The 21,308-nt window shown below is 68.0% G+C and carries 16 protein-coding genes; 10 read left to right on the top strand and 6 right to left on the bottom strand.

Features of this window, described 5'->3' with window-relative positions; translation table 11 throughout:
- Positions 1-96: 96 nt before the first annotated feature.
- From rpmH to rsmG, 6 genes are read left to right on the top strand one after another with little or no spacing between them, the layout of a single operon-like run.
- On the top strand, positions 97-234 hold the full coding sequence (rpmH, locus tag QSV35_RS01660; RefSeq protein WP_022879826.1) for a 50S ribosomal protein L34: 138 nt from the start codon (positions 97-99) through the stop codon (positions 232-234).
- Positions 235-243: 9 nt separating this feature from the next.
- Positions 244-579: a ribonuclease P protein component gene (gene rnpA, locus QSV35_RS01655; RefSeq protein ID WP_286286051.1), complete on the top strand. Its 336-nt coding sequence runs from the start codon at positions 244-246 to the stop codon at positions 577-579.
- Entirely contained in the window at positions 576-932 is a 357-nt protein-coding gene (gene yidD / locus QSV35_RS01650) for a membrane protein insertion efficiency factor YidD (RefSeq protein WP_286286049.1), read from the top strand. Before rnpA ends, yidD begins: the two co-directional genes overlap by 4 nt.
- A 12-nt stretch (positions 933-944) precedes the next feature.
- Entirely contained in the window at positions 945-2,075 is a 1,131-nt protein-coding gene (yidC, locus tag QSV35_RS01645) for a membrane protein insertase YidC (RefSeq protein WP_419956816.1), read from the top strand.
- Positions 2,076-2,100: 25 nt separating this feature from the next.
- The gene (locus QSV35_RS01640) at positions 2,101-2,595 is read left to right on the top strand and encodes a Jag family protein (protein WP_286286047.1); all 495 of its coding nucleotides are present in this window, start codon (positions 2,101-2,103) and stop codon (positions 2,593-2,595) included.
- 8 nt (positions 2,596-2,603) lie between these two features.
- The gene (gene rsmG / locus QSV35_RS01635) at positions 2,604-3,227 is read left to right on the top strand and encodes a 16S rRNA (guanine(527)-N(7))-methyltransferase RsmG (protein WP_286286044.1); all 624 of its coding nucleotides are present in this window, start codon (positions 2,604-2,606) and stop codon (positions 3,225-3,227) included.
- 192 nt (positions 3,228-3,419) lie between these two features.
- Here rsmG and QSV35_RS01630 read toward each other — a convergent pair whose 3' ends face one another.
- Positions 3,420-3,743, bottom strand: coding sequence for a hypothetical protein (locus QSV35_RS01630; RefSeq protein ID WP_286286042.1), 324 nt, complete (start codon positions 3,741-3,743; stop codon positions 3,420-3,422).
- A 6,618-nt stretch (positions 3,744-10,361) separates the two neighbouring features.
- Between QSV35_RS01630 and QSV35_RS01625 the strand changes: the two genes are divergently transcribed.
- Together QSV35_RS01625 and QSV35_RS01620 are read left to right on the top strand one after the other, a co-directional pair.
- Positions 10,362-11,306, top strand: coding sequence for a ParA family protein (locus QSV35_RS01625; protein ID WP_419956804.1), 945 nt, complete (start codon positions 10,362-10,364; stop codon positions 11,304-11,306).
- Positions 11,306-12,313, top strand: coding sequence for a ParB/RepB/Spo0J family partition protein (locus QSV35_RS01620; RefSeq protein WP_286286037.1), 1,008 nt, complete (start codon positions 11,306-11,308; stop codon positions 12,311-12,313). Before QSV35_RS01625 ends, QSV35_RS01620 begins: the two co-directional genes overlap by 1 nt.
- Here QSV35_RS01620 and QSV35_RS01615 read toward each other — a convergent pair.
- A complete protein-coding gene (locus QSV35_RS01615; RefSeq protein WP_286286035.1) occupies positions 12,301-13,557 on the bottom strand; it encodes an RNA polymerase sigma factor in 1,257 nt (418 codons plus the stop codon). The genes QSV35_RS01620 and QSV35_RS01615 overlap by 13 nt on opposite strands.
- Before the next feature lie 273 nt (positions 13,558-13,830).
- Between QSV35_RS01615 and QSV35_RS01610 the strand changes: the two genes are divergently transcribed.
- Positions 13,831-14,175 carry a tryptophan synthase subunit alpha gene (locus tag QSV35_RS01610; protein WP_286286033.1) on the top strand — a complete coding sequence of 115 codons (345 nt, stop codon included), beginning with the start codon at positions 13,831-13,833 and terminating at the stop codon, positions 14,173-14,175.
- Positions 14,176-14,224: 49 nt separating this feature from the next.
- Here the strand turns inward: QSV35_RS01610 and trxA are convergent, their stop codons facing one another.
- The 4 genes from trxA to QSV35_RS01590 form a co-directional block, all read right to left on the bottom strand.
- Positions 14,225-14,548: a thioredoxin gene (gene trxA, locus QSV35_RS01605; protein WP_286286032.1), complete on the bottom strand. Its 324-nt coding sequence runs from the start codon at positions 14,546-14,548 to the stop codon at positions 14,225-14,227.
- Between the two features lie 131 nt (positions 14,549-14,679).
- Positions 14,680-15,672 (bottom strand): thioredoxin-disulfide reductase, encoded by a 993-nt coding sequence (gene trxB / locus QSV35_RS01600; protein ID WP_286286030.1) that lies wholly within the window; start codon positions 15,670-15,672, stop codon positions 14,680-14,682.
- Positions 15,673-15,775: 103 nt separating this feature from the next.
- Positions 15,776-17,368, bottom strand: coding sequence for a murein biosynthesis integral membrane protein MurJ (murJ, locus tag QSV35_RS01595; protein ID WP_286286029.1), 1,593 nt, complete (start codon positions 17,366-17,368; stop codon positions 15,776-15,778).
- Entirely contained in the window at positions 17,365-19,641 is a 2,277-nt protein-coding gene (locus QSV35_RS01590; RefSeq protein ID WP_286286027.1) for a DUF6049 family protein, read from the bottom strand. Before QSV35_RS01590 ends, murJ begins: the two co-directional genes overlap by 4 nt.
- 133 nt (positions 19,642-19,774) lie before the next feature.
- On the opposite strand from QSV35_RS01590, the gene QSV35_RS01585 reads away from it, so the two are divergent.
- Positions 19,775-21,307 (top strand): DUF7059 domain-containing protein, encoded by a 1,533-nt coding sequence (locus QSV35_RS01585; protein WP_286286025.1) that lies wholly within the window; start codon positions 19,775-19,777, stop codon positions 21,305-21,307.
- Position 21,308: the final 1 nt, after the last annotated feature.

Genomic DNA, 21,308 nt, shown 5'->3' with positions numbered 1-21,308 from the left:
CGACGTAGTCTTAATCGGTTGACTTATGCCTGTACGGCAGTCCATCCGACCTTCCCGGAGCGAGCCTTCCGGTGAGACCTGATCCGGAGTGATCCCATGAGCAAGCGCACTTTCCAGCCCAACAACCGTCGTCGCGCCAAGAAGCACGGCTTCCGCGCCCGCATGCGCACGCGCGCCGGCCGCGCCATCCTGTCGGCTCGCCGCGCCAAGGGGCGCACCGAGCTCTCGGCCTGAATCCACACGGTGCTGGCGCGGCCGAATCGTCTCACCCGCGGCGCGGACTACAAGGCCGTCGTTCGTCGGGGGCGCCGGTGTGCCGGTGCGCACGCGGTCGCCTACGTCACCTCCACCCGTGACGACGAGACCCCGCGGTTCGGCTTCATCGTGAGCAAGCAGGTGGGTTCGGCCGTCGTCCGCAATACGGTGCGACGGCGTCTCAAGGCGATCTGCGCTGAGGCCCTGCCGTCCATCCGACCTGGATCGGACGTCGTCCTGCGCGCTCTGCCGAGTTCCGCGGAGGCGTCCTTCCAGGATCTGCGCTCCGATGTGCAGCGATGCCTCGCCCGGAGGGCCGCATGAGCACGTCGACGCTGCCCGCCGCATCCATTGGAACGGCACGATTCTCCGCCTCCGATCTCGGACAGGCGATTCCCCTTCTGCCGCGCAACGCCCTTCTCGCGCTTCTCCACGGCTATCGTGCGACGATCTCCCACACATACGGAGACGTCTGCCGCTACTACCCCTCGTGCTCGGCCTATGCCGTCGGCGCGGTTCAGCAGCACGGCGCGCTGAAGGGCTCAGCCCTCGCCGCCCTGCGCATCGCTCGCTGCCACCCGTGGGCGGCCGGCGGTGTCGACGACCCGCCGGCGCACAAGCACTTCCGTCATGAGCTGACCCCGCACGGTTTCGTCGTGCCCCTTGGAAAGGACTGATCCGTGCAGGATCTGCTGTTTCTCGCCACGAGCACGCCGACGCCGGCCGCGTCGAGCGGAGGCTTCGATCTGCTCCAGACGATCCTCTGGCCGCTGAAGTGGGTCGTCGAGCTCATCCTCGTGGCGTGGCACGGCCTCTTCACGTTCCTCGGCATGGCGCCGGCCGACGGCCTCACCTGGGTCCTCGCGATCATCGGCCTCGTCGTCGTCGTGCGCGCTGCGCTCATCCCTCTCTTCGTCAAGCAGATCAAGAGCCAGCGCAAGATGATGGAGATCGCGCCGGAGCTCAAGAAGATCCAGGAGAAGTACAAGGGGAAGCGCGATCAGCTCTCTCGCGAGGCCATGAGCCGCGAGACGATGGCGCTGTACAAGAAGAACGGCACGTCCCCCGTGTCCGGATGTCTCCCGATCCTGGTGCAGATGCCCGTCTTCTTCTCGCTCTACAGCGTGCTGAACGGTGTGTCGACCAACGCCAAGGCCGGCCACGGCGGTGTCGGCCCCCTGACCCCCGAGCTCACCCTCGAGTTCTACAACGCCAAGCTCTTCGGTGTGGCGTCGCTGCACGAGTCGCTCGTCGACACCATCAAGACGCAGCCGGCCGGGTGGCAGGCGACGGTCGCCATCATGGTGACGCTGGTCGTGCTGATGATCGCGTCGCAGTTCTTCACTCAGCTGCAGATCGTCTCGAAGAACCTCTCCCCCGAGGCCAAGCAGGGCCAGGCGTACCAGATGCAGCGCATCATGCTCTACATCCTGCCGTTCGCCTTCGTCTTCTCGGGCATCTTCTTCCCCCTCGGCGTCGTCATCTACTGGTTCACGTCGAACATCTGGACCGCTGTGCAGCAGTTCCTCGTCATCCGGAATCTGCCGACGCCGGGTTCGCAGGCGGCCAAGGAGCGCGAGGAGCGGCTCGCTCGCAAGGGCAAAGCGATCGACGCCAACGGCAAGATCGTCTCGATGGAGAAGTACCAGGCCGAGCAGCAGCGGCTCCTCCAGGAGGCGGAGGCCGCCCGCGCCATCGCTCCCAAGCGTCAGCAGCCGGTGAGCAAGCAGCGCTCGAAGAAGCAGGCTCAGCGCGGCGGTCCGACCGCAGGCGGTGGGGCGGCGAAGGATGCCGACACCGACAACGCCAAGACGTCCTGACCCGACTCAATCCTAGGAACGAGCTATGACCGACTCCCCCGCCGCACCCGCCGAAGTCTCTGTCGCCGACCTGGAGCGGGAAGGCGACATCGCCGCCGACTTCCTGGAGGGTCTGCTCGACATCGCCGACATCGACGGCGATCTGGCCCTCGATGTGCGCGCCGGTCGGGCGTACGTCTCGGTGGAGGCCGATGGTGACGGGTCGCTCTCGAGGCTGGCGGAGCCGGAGACGGTGCAGGCGCTGCAGGAGCTGACGCGCATCGCGGTGCAGACGCAGACCGGCCGCTTCTCGAGGCTGATCCTCGACATCGGCGGTTCGCGGGATACGCGGGAGCAGCAGCTCGCCGGACTCGTCGACCGAGCGATCGCGCGACTCGAGGAGGGCGCCTCTCAGGCGTCGCTGCCTGCCATGTCGAGCTACGAGCGCAAGCTCGTCCACGACATCGTCGCCGACCGCGGATATGTCTCGGAGTCGTACGGCGAGGGCGCCGACCGCCACACCGTGATCCGTCGCGGCTGAGTCCGTCGATGACGGAGCTTGAACAGGAGCCGGCAGAGGCCGCCGCGCTGTTCGGAGATCGGATCGAGGTCGCACGCTCGTTCGTGTCGGCACTCGCGGAGCACGGCGAGGAACGCGGCCTGATCGGGCCGCTCGAACTTCCCCGTCTCTGGACCCGACACATCCTGAACAGCGTCATCGCTGCTCCGCTCTTCTCGGGACGCGTCGGAGATGTGGGATCGGGTGCGGGGCTCCCGGGGCTCGTCCTTGCGATCGCACGACCGGATGTCGAGTGGGTGCTGATCGAGCCGATGGAGCGCCGGGTGGCATGGCTGAATGAGCAGGTCGCCGCACTCGGCCTGGGGAACGTCGAGGTCGTCCGCGGACGCGCGGAGGACTGGAAGGGCGGTCCAGTGCTGGACGCGGCGACCGCCCGCGCCGTGAGCGCTCTGCGCACGCTCATCCCCCTCACCGCTCCCCTGGTTCGAGACGGCGGGCAGCTCATCCTCCTCAAGGGCGTGAATGCGGATGCGGAGATCACTGCGGCCGAGAAGCAGATCCGCAAGTTCCGACTGTCGGATGTCGCGGTGACGGTGCTGGGCGAGGGCGTCATCGGTGAGCCGACGCGTGTTGTGACGGCGACCGTTCGCTGAGTTCTGCGGCCGGGCTGGGTGCCTGGATGCTTTGGGCATGCGTGGGCTGCCTTCGGTCGGGGTCGCCGTTCGTCCTGGTCTGTTTTGTCCCGATGAACCAAGGCGCGCAGATCAGGTGTCCGATCCGTGCGGGACGGCCCCCATTGCTGCGCAGGTAGCTCCCGATTGAGGCGTCTGGCTGCGAGGCCTGAGTCACGTGCCGATCTGGAATCCCTGCCTGACCCCTGCGAGGGCCGGGATCCATGCGACGAGTAGGTACGAGACGCCGATTGCGAGCGAGAGCAACACGATTCCCGTGATGCGTGCTGCAGGGGCGCTCCGCGGCGAGAGTATCGCCCACAACGCGGAAAGCAGGCCGATCGCGAAGATGCCAGATGTTGGAATCACGGCCGCCTCAACCCGGCTCGTGATCGTGCAATTGCGAGGACCCGGAAGCGACAGGACACATGCCTCGGGCCCGACCGGCACCATGACCAGCCAGATCAGAGCCAGACCGGCGAGAGCGACCAGGACCATGGGCAACCAGCCTCGTTTCGGTCTCGCTGGCCTGCTCTGAGGACTCGTATCGTTGGCCACGGCTCGAGGGTAACGGATAACCGCGAACCACCTTCGGGTGTCAAGGATTCGGGTCGTTCGCGTGATTCAGTACCGACGGTGGCACCTTCAGCGGGAGCCTCCTCCTGGATCAGCTCACGCGAGAAGACATCCGGAACCACGCTCAAGCCGTGGCGCCCGCTTGAGTACCACGGCACGACGTTCTCGATTGCTCGACGTTCGTCTTTCACGGGGCGTCGCAGCATTCCGGCTGGTTGCGTAGAGCGCGCCGGAGTAGGTGCGGTTGGTCAACGAGCTGCCGGGGTGGGTTGCCCGGCGCCTTCTCCCTCGCCGCTCCCTGGCGGGTTGTTTCACGTGAAACACGTCCTGCGCGATGAGGAGAGTTTGCTCTCCGCCGCGGTGCTCACATGTCCCTCTGGCCTGGGCGGGACCGACACCGCGGCCGTTCCGAATCGAGAATGTGCCGAGGTGGGTGTCGCTGATCCCAATTCGTCGCCGCTGGATCTTTCCCTCACGCCTCCCCCGCCGCCACTGCTGGGTGTTTCACGTGGAACGGTTACTCCGATGACGCTGCATAGAGTGCCTCCGCCCGGTCCCACCGCAGGTCATGGGCGACAGTCTGGCTTCGCCTCCAGGTTTGCGTCTTCTGGAACGTGGACGCGAACAGTGTTCGCGTGAGTATCGACGCTGGTCGCGGCTGCGAGTATGGGATGACGATCATCTTTCGATCCCCTGCCCTTCCCTGCCCTTCGGGGGGCTCGGAGGCCACATCACGTGAAGCGGATCTCTGCCGCCGTCAGGAGGGCGCACCGCTCGGAGGAGCGGTTCGCGGTGGAGCGTGTGCTCCGATGACGCTGCAACGACTGCTTTCGCCCGGTCGCACCGGATGTGGGTGATCGTCTGGCGCCGCCGGATGTGGCTCATCGTCCGGCGCCGCGTCCGGGGTTGCGTCTTCTGGACCGCGGGCGCGAACAGTGTTCGCGTGAGTATCGATTCCCTGCCCTTCCGTGCACTACGGAGACCGCGTCGCGTTAAGGGGTTCTCTATCGCCGTCAGGAGGGCCCAGCGGTCTGAGGAGTGTTTCGCCGTGGAGCGTGTATTCCGATGACGCTGCAGCGAGTGCTGTCGCCCGGTCGCACCGGATGTGGATGATCGTCCGGCGCCGCATCCAGGGTTGCGTCTTCTGGACTGTGGGTGCGAACAGTGTTCGCGTGAGTATCGACGCTGGTCGCGGGGTGCGCGTTTTGGGATGACGATGATCTGTCGATTCCTTGCCCTTCCTGGGACTACGGAGACCACGTCACGCGAAGCGGCGCTGTGTCGCCGTCATGAGCGCGCATCGGTGCGAGGAGCGCTTTCGTGGTTGGGGAAGGCCGCTTGGCGCGTGCCAACCGAGACCCGGCGGTGAGCTCCGACGGCTCCATGCTGAACCAGCCGGCAGAGGGGCCCGGGTAATCGTTGTGCAGCGACCGCGTGTGCGGCCTGGATTCCCGGCTCGGCTCACGTCAGCCCCTCGGACTGTTTCACGTGGAACATCCCTCGGCAACACGATGGTGGGAAGGGCTTCCGCTCCCCCACGAGCGCTCCGGTCCTGTCGGAACTGAGCAGTCTCGCTTCCGGTGACCGGCGTTGGGCTGTGGGGGGCGGACGCCTTAACCGGAAGAGTGCACTGCGGTGGGATGGGCGACGATGGGCCCGCTGGCGCGAGCAGGGGCGTTCTCGAATATTCACGTAGGTGCCCGCAGCGCGATGTTTCACGTGAAACGAGGCTGCGGCGAGCGGGGTCCGCGGCATCGTGCGGCACCGCGTGCGGTACCGGTCAGCACTCGACAGCGAGTGTTCGCGCCAGTCCCGTCGAAGAGGTGTCGGAGTTGAGGACGGGTGCGTTCCATGTGAAACATCTGCGCCGCCACGCCCTTCGGTAGACCATGATCGTCAACTCCCCCCTCTCCCGCCGGCGGGCGTGGCGGCGGGGGAAGCACGACAGGATGAACGCTCTGCGATTGGAAGACCTCACCCAGCCCCGCCGGGTAGAAGACGCGGTCGGGATGTCTTGAGTGTGGCTCGCTCACGACGTCCGATCTGACCCAGATCCTCATTGGGGAGATCACACGGTGGGTGGGCTGTCGAACTGGTGAAGTCAAGGGGCGAGGCGGTCGTGAGAGGGCGCCCGTACCATCGCGCCGCTCATCGAGTCTTGCAGGGCGAGTGCCCGTTTCACGTGAAACAGTCCAAGACTCTCCGCACCGTTGCTGGTCCACTGCTCGGATGCCAGAAGCATGAGGCGGGGGTGGAAGCCAGGGATGCTGACGAGATAGCGATGTCCCGGATGCTGCACCATTCACTGCGCAGAATGCGGGGCGGTTCCCACACGGCCCATAAGGACCGCGGGTTTCGCAATGCTGGGCATGGCGTCCACAGCCTCCTCCGTGAGCGTCGGCATGCGGCACGCTCCAGGGCGACGGGGTGAGCTCCGTGGGTCGCGGCCGCTCACCGCACTCCACGTTGGGTCGGTCCGACGGCCGTTTCACGTGAAACCAACGATGGAATGCGCCGGCAATGCACCAACGCACTTGGCGTGATCCGCGGCCTACAGAAAGGTCAGGAACCAGTCGGAGTGGACGTTCATGCTCGCCTCACTGATCGCCATGCGGCACACGCCGTGCGAGCTCGAGCCCGAATGTCCGCCGTCCCCGTGATGTGTGCGGCAGTGACGTGAATGCGGGTAGGGCCCGCTGAACTTGCGTTCGCCCCGAGCATCGAGTGCCGTCGCGCTGTTTCACGTGAAACAACGCAGGGGAAGCGGCGGCGCAAGCCTTTCGACTACGAGATCGCCACTCGGTCGGGTTGCGAGTCGGCCGGTCGCTGCAGGCCCGAGGCTCCGCGGGCGGGCCGGGCGGGATTCCGATGCCCGGTCGTAGCAACACACGGCGGAAGCCAGGCGCGCGCAGGCTCGCCCGGTGAACGCCGCCTACGTGGCCAGGCGTATCGCCGTCCTGCGCGAGCAGCAACCGATCCGGATTGAGACGCGGATGGACCACCTGATGTGATGGATCGGGTGAAGTGCACGAAGGTGAACGTTTCACGTGAAACGGACTGCCCACGCGATTCTCTGGGATGGAGTTCGGCGATCTGACGCACACGCGGGACGTGTTGGGCGCACCCCCGTGGGTAACAATCGCTACCACTGTCGGCGCGGCGGAGCCTGGACCAACTCCATGGACGCCCGAACGCGACGCCCGCCGCTGGGGGGGGGGGTTCAAGGGCGATCCGCCGTGCCCGAAGGTCCGACCAGGATCGCTGACGACGATGCGTGGAGCTAGACGGGTTGCCGACACAGCAGGAGGTCTCCCCCACTTGCGTGGGCGTGACGGCCGTGAGGTGAGACGTAAGCGACCAGGCTTGCGGCGCACACGAAGCTGGTGATGTTTCACGTGAAACAGCGAGCTGATGAGGAGAGCGTTCGATCCAACACGGGTTCCGAACACGGAACTGCGGTGTGCGTGGGGGGCTCGCGTCGGACATCAGCGAGCAGGCCGAGCGCATCATCGTCCGTCGGTTGCGGCGTGCGGGCCCAGCCGGGCGTGCAATTGATGCATCGAGGCGTTGATAGCGGACTCGTCGCGCGAGAACAATCAGCAGTCCGTGGATCCCTTCCGGCCGGCGGCGCGGCCAGCGGCCGGGCCGCACGCCCTCTCGTCTCTACTGTTGCGGTGCCGAACCAGGAGGAGGGGGCGACCTAGAAGACCGGCCATCGCCATCCGCCACACGCGCAGGATCCACCTGCATCGGGTTCAGCGACCACCGAACACCCCTGCCGCGAATCGCGGGAGTGCGGTGCAGGCGGACCCTGAGGAGCCACCGACTACGCACCCTCACGGTGCTCCAATGCCGCATGGGCATCGATGCAGGCATCGGGGTGACGTGACGCCTCACGTGAGAGCGTCGACGTTGCGCCGCTGGGATGGCGGGGGCGCGACCAAGATCAGTCCCAAGGGTCGATCGACACAGCAGGACTCAGGACTCAAGCCGTCTGGGCATGGCTTCGTGCCGCGCAGCGACGCTGCAGACCTCCGTGAAGCGCTCCGCCGTTGCACTGCCGCGGATCGCAGGGAAGCGGCCAAGTTTCCTCCCGGGGTGCATCAACAAGGCCGCTCTCTGAGCGCGTGGGCCGCCTGGACATGGCCTCGTGCCGCGCAGCGACCGTGAAGTCTTACGCGCAGCGCCCCCGCTCCCCTGGTCAAGATCGCGGGGTCGTTGCTAAAGGTCCATTCCCACAGGTCTGCCACCTTCGCCTACCCCGCGCGGGCAGCGCCGCACGCGGCGTAGTGACGTTGATGTCGCGCGTGAACTCCGATGGTGCCCGGGTTCCTGAGAATCGGGGGGGGACGGCGGCCAAGGTCGTCGCTGAAGGTTTATCGATGGTAAGTCCACTGTTCGCCGGCAATCGGCCGCGTGGGGCGGTGACGTTGATGTCTCGGGTGAGCGCGCTGGTGTGCTGGGCTGCTGAGGATCGCGGGATGCGGTCAGGGTCAGCCCTGGAGGTCTATCGATGGGAAGCTTGCTGTTCGCCGGCAATCGGCCGCGTGGGGCGGTGACGTTGATGTCTCGGGTGAGCGCGCTGGTGCCGGGCTGCTGAGGATCGCAGGGATCGCGGTCAAGGTCGGCCTAGACATTTATCGATGGGATGCCCAATCTGCCGGGCTTGGCGCGCCAGGCAGTGAGGTTGATGTCTCGGGTGAGGCCGTTGGTGCCGGGTTCCTGAGGATGGAGGGGGTCGCGGCCAAAATCGGCACTGGAGGTCTATCGATGGGACGCCCGATGTGCTCGGGCTTGGCGCGCGTGGGGCAGTGAGGTTGATGTCTCGCGTGAACCCGTTGGTGCCGGGTTCCTGAGGATCGAGGGGCGGCGCGCGGCCAGGATCGGCACTGGAGATCCATCGATGGGATGCCCAATCTGCCGGGCTTGGCGCGCGGCGTAGTGAGGTTGATGTCTCGGGTGAGCGCGCTGGTGCCGGGGTGCTGAGGATCGCAGGGGTCGCGGTCAAGGTCGGCCTTCGAGGTCTACCGACGGGACGCCCCGTCTGCGCGCGCAAGCCACCACGGGTATGACTGCGGGCGGAGGAGCGACCCAGACACCTCCGTGAGCGCGCCGACGCGCCGCCCCTGCGGACCCGTGGGCTTGCAGCGACATTCAGCACCCGTGTGCCCCCTGCACGGAGGGCCATCAGAGGACCCAGACCGCCTAGGCCGGGCTGGATGCCGCGCGTGAGGTTGACGTCCTGCGTGAATCGCGGAGCTGTTGCGTTGCCGCGGAGCGTGGACATGCGGACAGTCCAGTCCAGGGCTCGCCCAACAAGCCTCATCAGAGCACATCGGCCCCCTGGGATAGCCGCACGCGCCGCAGTGACATTGAGGATTCACGTGCCTGTGCCGCCGCTGCGGATTACGGGAAGTCGGCCATGGTGCAGTTCCCGGTTCTATCGACAGTCGCCACCAGCCGCACCAAGCCGCTCGGCATCCCCCGCCTGCGGCACGGTGACGCTGAAGCCTCGCGTGAAAGTGTCGAGGCTGCACGGCTGCGGATTCCAGCGAAGTGGCGAAGGTCAGGACCAAGGTGCGGCCGAACACGATGCCTCATCTGTGTACGCACGCCACATGGCATCGCTGCGGCGCCGCAGCGGTGACGCCCCAGGAAAAGCGCGCCGACGTTGCACTGCTACGGGGCGGGGGGCCGGCCAGGTTCAGTCCCGTAGCTCCGCGACCCGGCGGGCCACCTGAGTATCCAAGCGACTAGGACATCGCATCGCCGCACGCGGCGCCGCGACTTTGACGTTTCACGTGAAACGTCACCGCTCCTGCCACGCCGCCGATGATGGAGAGTGACCAAGTTCCGACGCGTTGCCCAACGACAGCGCGCTGCCGGCTGATGACTCAGGCCATCACGGCAGCCGCACACGGCGCGGCTACGTAGACGCTTCACGCAAACGTGGCGGTCGGCATCCTGCTGCGGATCGTGGAGGACCGACCGTCCAACTCCAGACAAGGCATCCACCGGTCGCGCGCCATCACGGCCACACTCCCAGCCGCCAGAACATCGCCGAGCGCGAGAACGTCATCGTTCCACGTGAAACATCGTCGCTCGTGCCCAGCAGCCCTGACCCCACCAGTTCGCCGAGCAAGTCCAACTCGACGCCGACCGTCCTCTGCGCGAACGACAGCGCCGAACGCCGATGTAGGTGACGAGAATCCTCGAAACGGAAGCGCCGGACCTGGGCTCAGTGCGCGAGAGGACTTCTGCATCGACGCGGTCAACCCCAAGCCGCCTGCGCCCGTGAGGACTGAGAGGCGCCGCGATAGCGCGAAGACCACGGGGAACGTGATCCCGAGTGCATGCGTTTCACGTGAAACGCTGACGCGAAGAAGGCGATCAACGTCGACCGCAACCCCGAACCCGTGACATTCGTGACGAGATCGGCGATGAACACTGTCAGGCTCACGGAACGCCGACGGTCGAAGGTGGGCTGTCCGGACTCGCGGGTAGAGTGGAACGCGTTGTGCGCGGCCGGCGAGAAAGAGAGTGTTTCACGTGAAACTTCCTGAGGACGCCGCAGTCCAGACGCCCTTCGACGATGAAGAAGACACTCCCCTCGCACGTGAACTCGCAGCGCTGAACGCTCGCCGCCGGGCGCTCGAAGGCGCTGTCGTCGAGCTTCAGGATGAGACGCGCATCATCACGGTGTCGAACCAGAAGGGCGGCGTCGGCAAGACCACGACGGCCGTCAATCTCGCCGCATCCCTCGCCGACCTCGGTGCGCGCGTCCTCGTGATCGATCTCGATCCGCAGGGGAATGCCTCCACCGCGCTCAGCATCCCGCACTCCGCCGACACCCCGAGCGTGTATGACGTCCTGATCGACGAGTTCCCGATGGCGGACATCGTTCAGACCAGCCCGGAGTCGGCGAACCTCACCTGCGCCCCGAGCACGATCCATCTGGCCGGTGCCGAGATCGAACTGGTGACCCAGGTCGCGCGCGAACACCGATTGAAGACAGCGCTGGAGGACTATCTCGAGGGGCTCGAGGAGAAACCGCACTTCGTCATCGTCGACTGCCCGCCGTCGCTCGGACTCCTGACGATCAACGCCTTCACCGCCGCACACGAGGTGCTCATCCCCATACAGTGCGAGTACTACGCGCTGGAAGGTCTCAGCCAGCTGCTCGGCAACGTCCGCATGATCCAGAAGCACCTGAATCCGGTGCTGCACGTCTCGACGATCCTCCTCACGATGTACGACGGGCGAACCCGCCTGGCGCAGCAGGTCGCCGAGGAGGTGCGCGAGCACTTCGCACGCGAAGTGCTCGAGACCGTCATCCCCCGTTCCGTGCGGGTGTCGGAAGCCCCGAGCTTCGGGCAGACCGTCATCGCATACGATGGGCAGTCGGCCGGAGCGATCGCCTACCGCGAAGCGGCGGTCGAGATCATCCAGCGCGGAACACTCAACACAGCAGAGAGGGCATCCTGATGGCGAAGCGAACGGGACTCGGTCGAGGCATCGGGGCACTCATCCCCACCACCGAGTCGAGCGAGAACCGCCCGGTGGATGTCTTCTTCCCCGCCGTGAGCACGTCCGCGCCCGCAGACAAGAACGCCACGAAGGCGAAGACCACGACGACGGCGGAGCTCGGCGATGCTCCCGCGGTCGACGAGACGCAGCTCGTGGAAGTTCCGGGTGCGCGCCTGGCACACATCGATCCGCACAGCATCGTCCCGAACCCCCGTCAGCCGCGCACGCACTTCGACGCCGACCACCTCGCGGAGCTGGTTCATAGCGTCCGCGAGTTCGGCGTGCTGCAGCCGGTCGTCGTGCGAGCGGCGGAGGGCGGGACCTACGAGCTCATCATGGGCGAGCGCCGCACCCGCGCCGCACGCGAAGCGGGTCTCACCTCGATTCCCGCCGTCATCCGAGACACCGCCGACGAAGATCTCCTGCGCGACGCGCTGCTTGAGAACCTCCACCGGTCGGAGCTGAACCCGCTCGAAGAGGCGTCGGCCTATCAGCAGCTCCTCGAGGACTTCGGCATCACGCAGGAGGAGCTCGCGACGCGCATCGGCCGGTCACGGCCCCAGATCAGCAACACGATCCGGCTTCTGAAGCTGCCCCTTCCCGTGCAGCAGCGGGTCGCCGCCGGCGTCCTGTCGGCAGGCCACGCCCGGGCGATCCTCTCGCTCGACGACCCGGAGGCGATGCAGAAGCTCGCCGACAAGATCGTGAACGAGGACCTGTCGGTGCGCGCGGCGGAGGCGATCGCGAAGGGGACGGATGAGGGCGCCATCCGCCGCCCGGCACCCAAGGCCGGCGCGCGACGCGGGCACCTCGATGAGATCGCAGAGAGGCTCGGCGACCGCCTCAACACCCGCGTCAAGATCAGCCTCACGGCACGCAAGGGCCAGATCAACATCGACTTCGCGACGATCCAGGACCTGAACCGCATCCTCGCCGTGATCGGCGAAGAGTCCTACGGCGACTGAATCAGCTCTGCCGCGCGTCGGCGGAGGTGCACGGCTTCGGCTTCGTTGCCGGGCAGCTCCGCGGCAGCGAGGAATGCTGTGCGCGCCGCATCCCGCTCCCCTGCTCTCTCGAGCAGGTCGCCCTTGACCGCGAGGAGCGGACGGTAGTCCACGAGCGACCCCTCGTGCTCGAGTGCGGCGACGAGATCGCGAGCGGCGACAAGCTCCCCCGCCATCGCCAAGGCGACGGCCCGATTGAGACGCACGACGGGCGAGGGCTCGACCGCGTCGAGGTGCGCGTACAGGGCGGCGATCGCCGCCCAATCCGTGGCGTCGACTGATGCTGCGCGTGCGTGCTCGTAGGCGATGAGCGCCTGCAGACCGTACGCCCCCGGCACGGAGTCGAGGGACCGGGCGGTCTCCAGAGCCGTCCGACCGCGGACAACAGCCGAGGCATCCCACAGCGTCCGATCCTGTGCATCCAGGGTGACGAGCTCGCCATCATCGGAGCGCCGGGCCCCGAATCGTGACGACTGCAGCTCCATCAGGGCGAGGAGCGACCACGCGTCCGCGCTCCGCGGGGCGATCCCGACGAGGAGCCGGGCGACGCGGAGCGCGTCGGCGGCCACGTCAGCGCGAACGGCGGCATCGCCGACGCTCGGTGCGTATCCCTCCGTGAACATCAACTGGAGCACGTGCAGCACGCTGCCGAGCCGCGCCGGGCGCTCCGCGCGGTCGGGCACCTCGAAGGGGACGTCCGCCGTACGGAGGTCGCGCTTCGCGCGCACGATCCGTTGCTGCACGGACGGCACGGTAGTGAGCATCATCCGCGCGATCTGCTCCGTTGTGAGGCCGGCGACGACGCGCAGGGTCAATGCGAGCCGGGAAGCGGGCTGAAGGATCGGGTGGCAGCACACGAAGACGAGACGCAGAGTGTCGTCGTCGATGCGATCCGGGTCGGCGAGCTCTCCCACCGGATCGTCGTCGAGGTCACGCAGGTCGGCGGCGAGGAGTTCCTGACGACGAGCCAGGCGCTCGCCGCGGCGCCATGCATCCATCGCCCGCCTGCGGCCCACCGTCACCAGCCATCCGGCGGGCGAGTCCGGGATGCCGTCGACGGGCCAGCGCGCGAGCGCCTCGACGAGCGCATCCTGCGCGAGGTCTTCAGCCCACACGACGTCGCCCGTGTATCGGGCCAGCGTTCCGACGATGCGCGGCGCTTCCGCGCGCCACACGGCCTCGACGTCGAGGGTGGAGTCGGTCACCTGCCCAGGCTAGGGCACGCGCCCGCGTCCGCGACCACGCAGGACAGACATCATCATCCGTTCCTCTGGGCCGCGTCACCTTCGCTGAAAACAGGAGTTTCGATGACGACAGGAAGAATCGGGGCGGAACCATGCTGTCTTCGCGAAAGCTCCTGTCTTGGAGACCAGGGAGAAGGAAGGCGGCTGCCGGAAGGGCGGGATTCAGCGGATGGCGAAGCGCGGATCGGGTCGATGCGGGCAGGACCCCAGGACAGGGGCGATTACCCTGGAAGGATGAACGACCGGGATGTCGCACCCGCGCGCCGCGCGAGCCTCGAACTGCTGAGGGCGGAGGCATCCGACGAGCTCTCGGTCGTCGTGGAGGAGCGCCTGCGTGCCGGCGAGGACCCGTGGGAGTTCATGGGCGACCTGCCGAGCGTCGACGAGCTGGTCGTCTTCATGCTGCGTGCCGAGAACATCGAGGCCAACGGCGGCATGCGACCCAACGCATCCCGCCACTACCGCGTGCTCCGTCAGATCGCGCTCGACTATCCACCGCTCACGCGCGCCGTGTGGAAGCTTCTCGGCGACTCCAACACCTCCCGGCGTTGGGATGCCGTCGTCCGCGACGCATCGTAGATGCAGAAATCCCCGGTGACCTGGGAAAAGTCACCGGGGATCGAGGTGATCAGCCGAGGTAGGCGGCCAGATCCTGCTCGAGAGCGAACTTCGGCTTTGCGCCGATGATCGTGGTCTTGACCTCGCCGCCCTGGAAGACCTTCATCGCGGGGATCGAGGTGATCTGGTACTTCATCGCGAGGTCGGGGTTCTCGTCGACGTTGAGCTTGAGCACGGTGATCTTGTCGCTGTTCTCGGCCTGGATCTGGTCCAGGATCGGCGAGACCATGCGACACGGGCCGCACCACTCGGCCCAGAAGTCGACCAGAACGGGGCCGTCGGCGTTGATGACGTCCGCTTCGAACGTCGCGGAGGTCGTGGCCTTCGCACTCATCTGCTTCTCCTATCTCGGAAGTCTGTCAATCGGGGTGAACGCGGATCACGCGGATTCTGTTCCCCGGGAGGTTCAGTGCGGTTCGTCTCGCGCGTTCCTCGCTCGCTCAACGATCCGCGGAGGGAATCGGGTCAGACCGCGACCGGGTCGGCCTCGGGGAGACCCTCGATCTCGTCGCCGTGGACGTCCGGCGCGCCGGCCTCTCCTAACGCCGCGAGGAAGTGCTCCGCGTCGAGGGCTGCGACGGTGCCGGATGCGGCGGCCGTCACCGCCTGACGGTAGGTCGGGTCGACGACGTCGCCCGCGGCGAACACACCCGGCAGCGACGTGCGCGAAGACCGGCCGTCGACATGGATGGTGCCCTCCGGGGTGAGGTCGAGGATGCCGTGCACGAGGTGCGTGCGCGGGTCGTTGCCGATCGCGACGAACACGCCCTCCAGCGGCAGCTCGCGGCGCTCCCCCGAGATGGTGTCCTCGAGGATGACGCCGGTGACGGCATCCGTCCCGAGGATGTCGACGACCTCGCTGTTCCAGACGAACTCGATCTTCTCGTTCGCGAAGGCGCGCTCCTGCATGATCTTCGAGGCGCGCAGCTCGTCGCGGCGGTGGATGACATAGACCTTCGACGCGAAGCGCGTGAGGAAGGTGGCCTCCTCCATCGCGGAGTCGCCGCCGCCGACGACAGCGATCGTGCGCTCACGGAAGAAGAAGCCGTCGCACGTGGCGCACCACGACACTCCGCGGCCCGACAGGCGCTCTTCGCCCTCGATGCCGATCTTCCGGTAGGCGGAGCCGGTGGCGAAGATCACCGTGGTGGCCTCGTGCACCGCGCCGCTGCCGAGCGTCACGCGCTTGACCGGGCCGTCGAGGTCGACCGACACGACGTCGTCGTAGAGCACCTCGGCGCCGAACTTCTCCGCCTGCTCCTGCATCTTGGTCATGAGCTCGGGGCCCTGGATTCCCTCGGGGAACCCCGGGAAGTTCTCGACCTCGGTCGTGTTCATGAGCTCACCGCCCGCCTCGACGGAGCTGGCCACGACGAGCGGCGCCAGGTTGGCGCGGGCTGCGTAGATGGCCGCGGTGTACCCGGCGGGGCCGGAGCCGATGATGATGAGCTGGCGCACGTGCGATCTCCTTCAAGACGTCCAAGGATGCTCAACACATCGTAACCGCGCGACATTCCGGGACTTCTGTGCGTGACGGCGCGTGAAGCGCGCCGTCACGCAATCACCGGCGGATGCGCCGGCGGACGAGGCTCATGACGGGTGCGAGCTCAGGCGCTCGCAGCGCGGCGAGGATCGCGATGTACACGACTGCGACGACCGCGCCGATGATGACGGTGCCGACGGCGCCGAGGAGCTGCGACGAAGTGGTCCAGCCGTCGACCCCGCCGAGGAGCAGGAACGTGAGCCAACCGAGCGCGCCCGCGGGGATCGCCGCGACGAGGTAGCGGCCGAGGGACAGCATCCACACCCGCACGCGCAGGTTCCCCACGGTGCGGCGGAGCAGGATCGTAGCGATCACCACCTGCACGAGGATCGAGATCGACTGGCCGAGCGCGACGCCGGCGGTGCGGAACTCGGGTGCGAGCTGGAGGGATGCCGCGGCCAGCGCGGCGGCGACGGCAGCCTGCACGGCGGTGAACCAGAAAGGGGTGCGGGTGTCGTTGTATGCGTAGAACGTCCGCTGCACCGTGAACAGGATGCCGATGGGGATGAGGCCGACGAGATAGGCGAGCAGCACGATCGCCGCATCCACCGCCTGCGACTGGGAGGTCGTGAAGAGGCGCGAGACGGGGACGGCGGATGCCACGAGGGCCGCCGTCGACAGGACGATCAGCAGCGAGATGGAGCGCACGCTGGACGACACGTCTTTGGGGACGTCGTCGAAGCGATCCTGGGCGACGTGCTCGGACAGCCGCGTGAAGTAGGGCGTCCCGATGGACAGCGCGATGATCGAGTACGGGAGGATGAAGATCAGTCCCGCGTTCAGTGCGATTGTCTGCCCCGCTTGATCATCGGCCGAAGCGGTCGATTGGACCTGCGACTGCACGATGGCGGCGAGCTGCGTCACGAGCACCATGAGGAACGTCCAGCCGGCGAGTCGGCCGATGTGGCCGAGCCCCATGCCGCGCCAGCGGAAGTCGGGACCGATGCGGATGCCGGTGCGCTTCCAGAACAGGAAGAGGACCACGGTCTGCAGGATGATGCCGAGGGTGGCGCTTCCGCCGATCAGGGCGATCATCTCCGGCGTCCAGGCGGTCGGAGCCTTCTGCCCCGAGCCGAACAGCACGATGAACAGACCGAACCCGGCGATCGAGACGATGTTGTTGACGATCGGCGCCCACGTGTACGGCCCGAAGATGCGGCGCGCGTTGAGCGTCTCCCCGACCATCGCGTACATGCCGTAGAAGAAGATCTGCGGGAGGCACCAGTACGCGAACGCGGTCGACAGGTCGATCTGCGCCGGGGTGAACTTGGCGGCATACAGGCGGACGAGCAGCGGTGCGAACGCGGTCGCGACCACCGCGACGACGAGCAGGATGACGGTTCCGAGCGTGAAGAGCTTGGAGATGAACGCGCGCCCGCCGTCCTCGGCACGGCTAGCCTTCACGATCTGGGGGACGATGACCGCCGTCAGGATTCCCGTCGAGACGATCATGTAGATGGCGTTGGGCAGTGAGTTGGCGACGTTGAACGAGTCGGCGGATGCCGCCGCGCCGAGCGCCGTCACCAGGACGACGGACCGCAGGAGGCCCGTTGCGCGCGAGGCGAGCGTGCCCGCGCCGATCAGGGCGCTCGCCCGTCCGATGCTGCTCACGTCTCGTTCTCCTCGGGTACGGGCGCCGGGTGAACCTGGTCGGTGCTCGCGGGTACGTCATCCACCGATTCGACGGCGCTCGGTTCGGGGGTCGCAGGCTCGCCCGCATCCACCGGCTCGCCCGCATCCGCCGGGTCGCCCGCATCCGCCGGGTCACCCGCATCCATCTGCTCTCCAGCCGCATCCGCCGTCTCGTCGCCCGCGCGCTGCGTGCGACGACGCCTGCGGAGCATGCGGAAGACGCCGATGCCGAAGAAGGCGATCACGAGGACGGCGAGTCCGGCGATGCCGAAGCCCTCCCAGTCCGCGCGCACGTTGACGTTCGCCGTCTGGGGAGTGCCGATCGCGACGCCCGTCGGGCTGCGCAGAGACAGCGAGATGCTGACCTCGCCGTTGCCGACCCGCGCGCGAACGGGGACGACGACCCGCGTGTTGCTCGCCGCGCTCCCCCGCACATCGGTCGTCGGCTGCACGACGAGCTTCGGCGAATCCGGTGACGCGTAGAGCGTGACGTTGACCGGCCAGGGGAGGTCGTTGCGCACCCAGAAGCGGAGATCCGCGCCCGAGCTGACGATGAGGAGCTCGCTCGGGGCGAGGATGCGAACGGAATCCAGCGTCTTCGCGGTCTGCACGCGGTGCGCGGCGAGCGCTGCCGTCCAGCCGGCCGTGTCCGGAAGCCAGCCGCCGCCGATGAGCTGCAGGATCTGCGCACGCTCGGGTCCGGCGAGCACGGCCGGGACGTCGAGGATCGAGGCGAAGTTGTGGAGCGCATCCTCGTCCGTCTGCAGCGACACGAGCGCCGCAGTGCGCGCCGAGTCGGGCTCCGTCGTGCCGAACGTCGCCGTGTGCACGGTCGCCGACGCGAGCGTCGCGAAGTTCGCGTTGAGTGCGCCGTTCAGTGCCGTCTCGATCGCCGCGCGCAGTCCCTCGCCGTTCGGCAGGCCCGAACGGTCGACCGTGACGAGCAGCGGGGCGCCCGCGGCATCCTTCCCCGCGAACACCAGGTTCGCGGTGGCGTCGGCGAGCGCGTTGCCGCGGTGCTGCTGATCCGGCGTGACGGAGGCCTGGCCGAGCGCCGTGGAGATGGTGCTGTCGTAGACGAGCGCGTGGGCGTCGTCGATCGTGGCGTGCGCGGCCTCGGTGGCGTTGTCCGCCCCCTGCGTCGTCGACGAGGAGCCCACGAGGGTGATCGCGGATCGGTCGGCGTTGTTGAGGGTCGTCAGGACCTTGCTGTTCGCCGTGCCTGAGAAGGGCCAATAGACGTTCGGCACCGCCGTGCCGATGTCGGTGAGCGTGTGCATGTCGGGCAGACCCGATGCGCTCGGCGTGGGGGTGGGGGTGGCTGCGCCGGCGTCTGCGGTGAAATTGACCGGATCGAGGAACGAGGTGAGCTCGAGCGGCGTGACGAGGGAGGCGTGGCCGGCATTGACCTGAGCGGCGATGTCGGCGTCGCCGAACTGCAGGGCGAACCGCTGGTTCGACAGCGTCATGAGTCGCTCGAGCCACGCAGTGGCCTCGGGCGGCGCCGCCGACCCGAGGGCGCGGATGGCCGCGGGGATGGCCGGGTCGACGGCGAGGATCGCGCCGGTGCCGGCGACGGCATCGAGCTCCGTGGACAGCTCGCCGTCCGCTGCCGTCATCGTGGCGAGCTGGTCGGAGGTGAGCATGCCCGCGGACAGCGGCCCCGCCGTGACCGGCACCACCACGGCGACCGTCGCCTGCGGCTGCGCCGGATCCGGCACGATCATGACGCTCGGGGACGACAAGGGTCCGCCCGGCGCCGCGACGGTCGCCAGCAGGGGGTATACGCCGGGCGCGCGCTGCGTCTGCGCCTGCGGGACTTCGAGGAGCACCGGGTTGGATCCGCCGGAGGCCACCGGGGGCATGGAACTCGTCGTCATGTCTTCGAGCTGTACGCCGTCGCGGGAGCCCGACATCCAGGCGGCCAGCGCGGCGCGGTTCGCGAGGGGCTGGGATCCGGCGGCGAGCGTGATCGCCCCGCCGTCGTTCGCGGTCGCGGTGCCGTTGTCGAGCGTCACATAGACCGGCAGGCCCGCATCCTGCTGCACGACCCCGCCGCCCACCGGCGAGAGCGTGAGCGTCGCCTTCCCGGAGAGGTGCGTCGGGGAGGGACTGGGAGTCGGATCGGCGGCGAACGCGGGGCTCGCGACGACGAGGGATGCGGCCGCCACCGCCGCCACGAGACCCGCGGCGAACGCGCGCGCGAGGCGGCGTGCGCGTGGGCGCAAAGAGGTGGGGGAGGTGGCGGTCATGCTCGGCTTCTGCTCGCGTGCGGTCCACGCACATGCTCGTGCTCCGGCGATTCTACGGGGCGCGCTTCGGCGGACACCGTGAGACGCTCCCACCGCGGGCACGCGAGCGAATGGGCACGGGGAGAATGGAGCGATGCCGACACCCCACCCCACCCCCGTTCCGGACGCCTTGCTCTGCAGCGGGCTGGCCGCCGATCTCGCAGCCGGCGGGTACACGACGGAGGGCCTCCGGCGCTTGTGGGGAGCGGCCGCGGATGGTGCGATCGGCCGTGGCCACGCCCTGCCCGCACGCCGTCTGCTCGCGGGTGACGACTCCCCCGCCGCCGTGATCGCGCGACTGTTCGGGCTCGGCGACGTCGTGGAGGGCGCGGATGCGGCCTTCCCGAGCATCGGCGTCGACGGCCTCGTCGCCCTCAGACTCGTGCAACGGGACGGCGACTCGGTGCAGCCGCTCGCGCTCGTGCGCCCGCAGGCCTTCGTCGACGACGACGGCGCCGGTGAATGGTGGATCGCGAGCGATCTCGACGAGGCCGCACTCGGCGGCCCGCTCCCCGAAGATCACGTGCTCGGGGTGGGCGGTGCGTCGCTCACCCTCGCCGGGCTCCAGCTGACGATGCCCGCACGCCGAGCCCTGGATCTCGGTTCGGGATGCGGCATCCAGGCCCTCCGCGCGCGGCGCCAGGCCTCGGAGATGGTCGCGACGGACGTGTCCGAACGCGCGCTGGCGTACACCCGGTTCAACGCGCTGTTGAACGGAGTCGACGGGATCGAGACGCGCCGAGGCGACATGTTCGAACCGGTGCGCGGAGAGCTCTTCGACCGCATTGTCTCGAACCCGCCGTTCGTCATCACGCCGCGCGCCGCCGGCGTCCCCGAGTACGAATACCGGGATGCCGGTCGCATCGCCGACGGGATCGTGGCGGAGTTCGTCGGCACCGTGGGCGTCCACCTCGAGCCCGGCGGCACCGCACAGCTCCTCGGCAATTGGGAGACGCGCGAGGGCGTCGCAGGGCTGGATAGGGTGCGCGCATGGGTCGAGGCATCCCCCGTTCCGCTCGACGCCTGGGTCGTAGAACGCGAGGATCTCGATCCCATCGCCTACGCCGAGCTGTGGATCCGCGACGGCGGCACCGTGCCCGGCATGGCCCGGTTCGATGAGCTCCTCGGCGCCTGGCTCGACGACTTCGCGTCGCGGGGCGTGTCGTCGATCGGGTTCGGCTACATCCTGGTGCGTCGCCCGCTCGCAGGCTCCCCGACGCTCGCGCGGTACGAGCGCGTCATGCAGCCCGTCGCCGAGGGCGGTCTCGGGGCTCACGTCTCCGCGGCGCTCGCCGCGCACGACCGGGCGGAGCTGCTCGACGACGAGGGGCTCGCCGCATCCATCCTCGTCGTCGCGCCCGACGTCACCGAGGCCCGCCACCATCTGCCGGGGGCCGAGGATCCGAGCGTCATCGAGCTGCGCCAGGGCGGGGGATTCGCGCGCGTCCTCGACGTCGACCCCGCGCTCGCGGCACTCGTCGGCGCGTGCGACGGCGACCTCGCCGTCGGGCCGCTCCTCGACGCGATCGCCGAGCTGCTGGAGACGGATGCGGCAGCCCTCCGCGCAGACCTCCTCCCCCGCGTGCGCGAGCTGCTGTTCACAGGGTTCCTCGCGTTCGCCGATTGAG

The sequence above is a fragment of the Microbacterium candidum genome (genome assembly GCF_030315975.1).
GTDB lineage: Bacteria > Actinomycetota > Actinomycetes > Actinomycetales > Microbacteriaceae > Microbacterium > Microbacterium candidum.
Note: the sequence above shows the minus strand (reverse complement) of the source record. Positions and strands in the feature narration are given on the sequence as shown.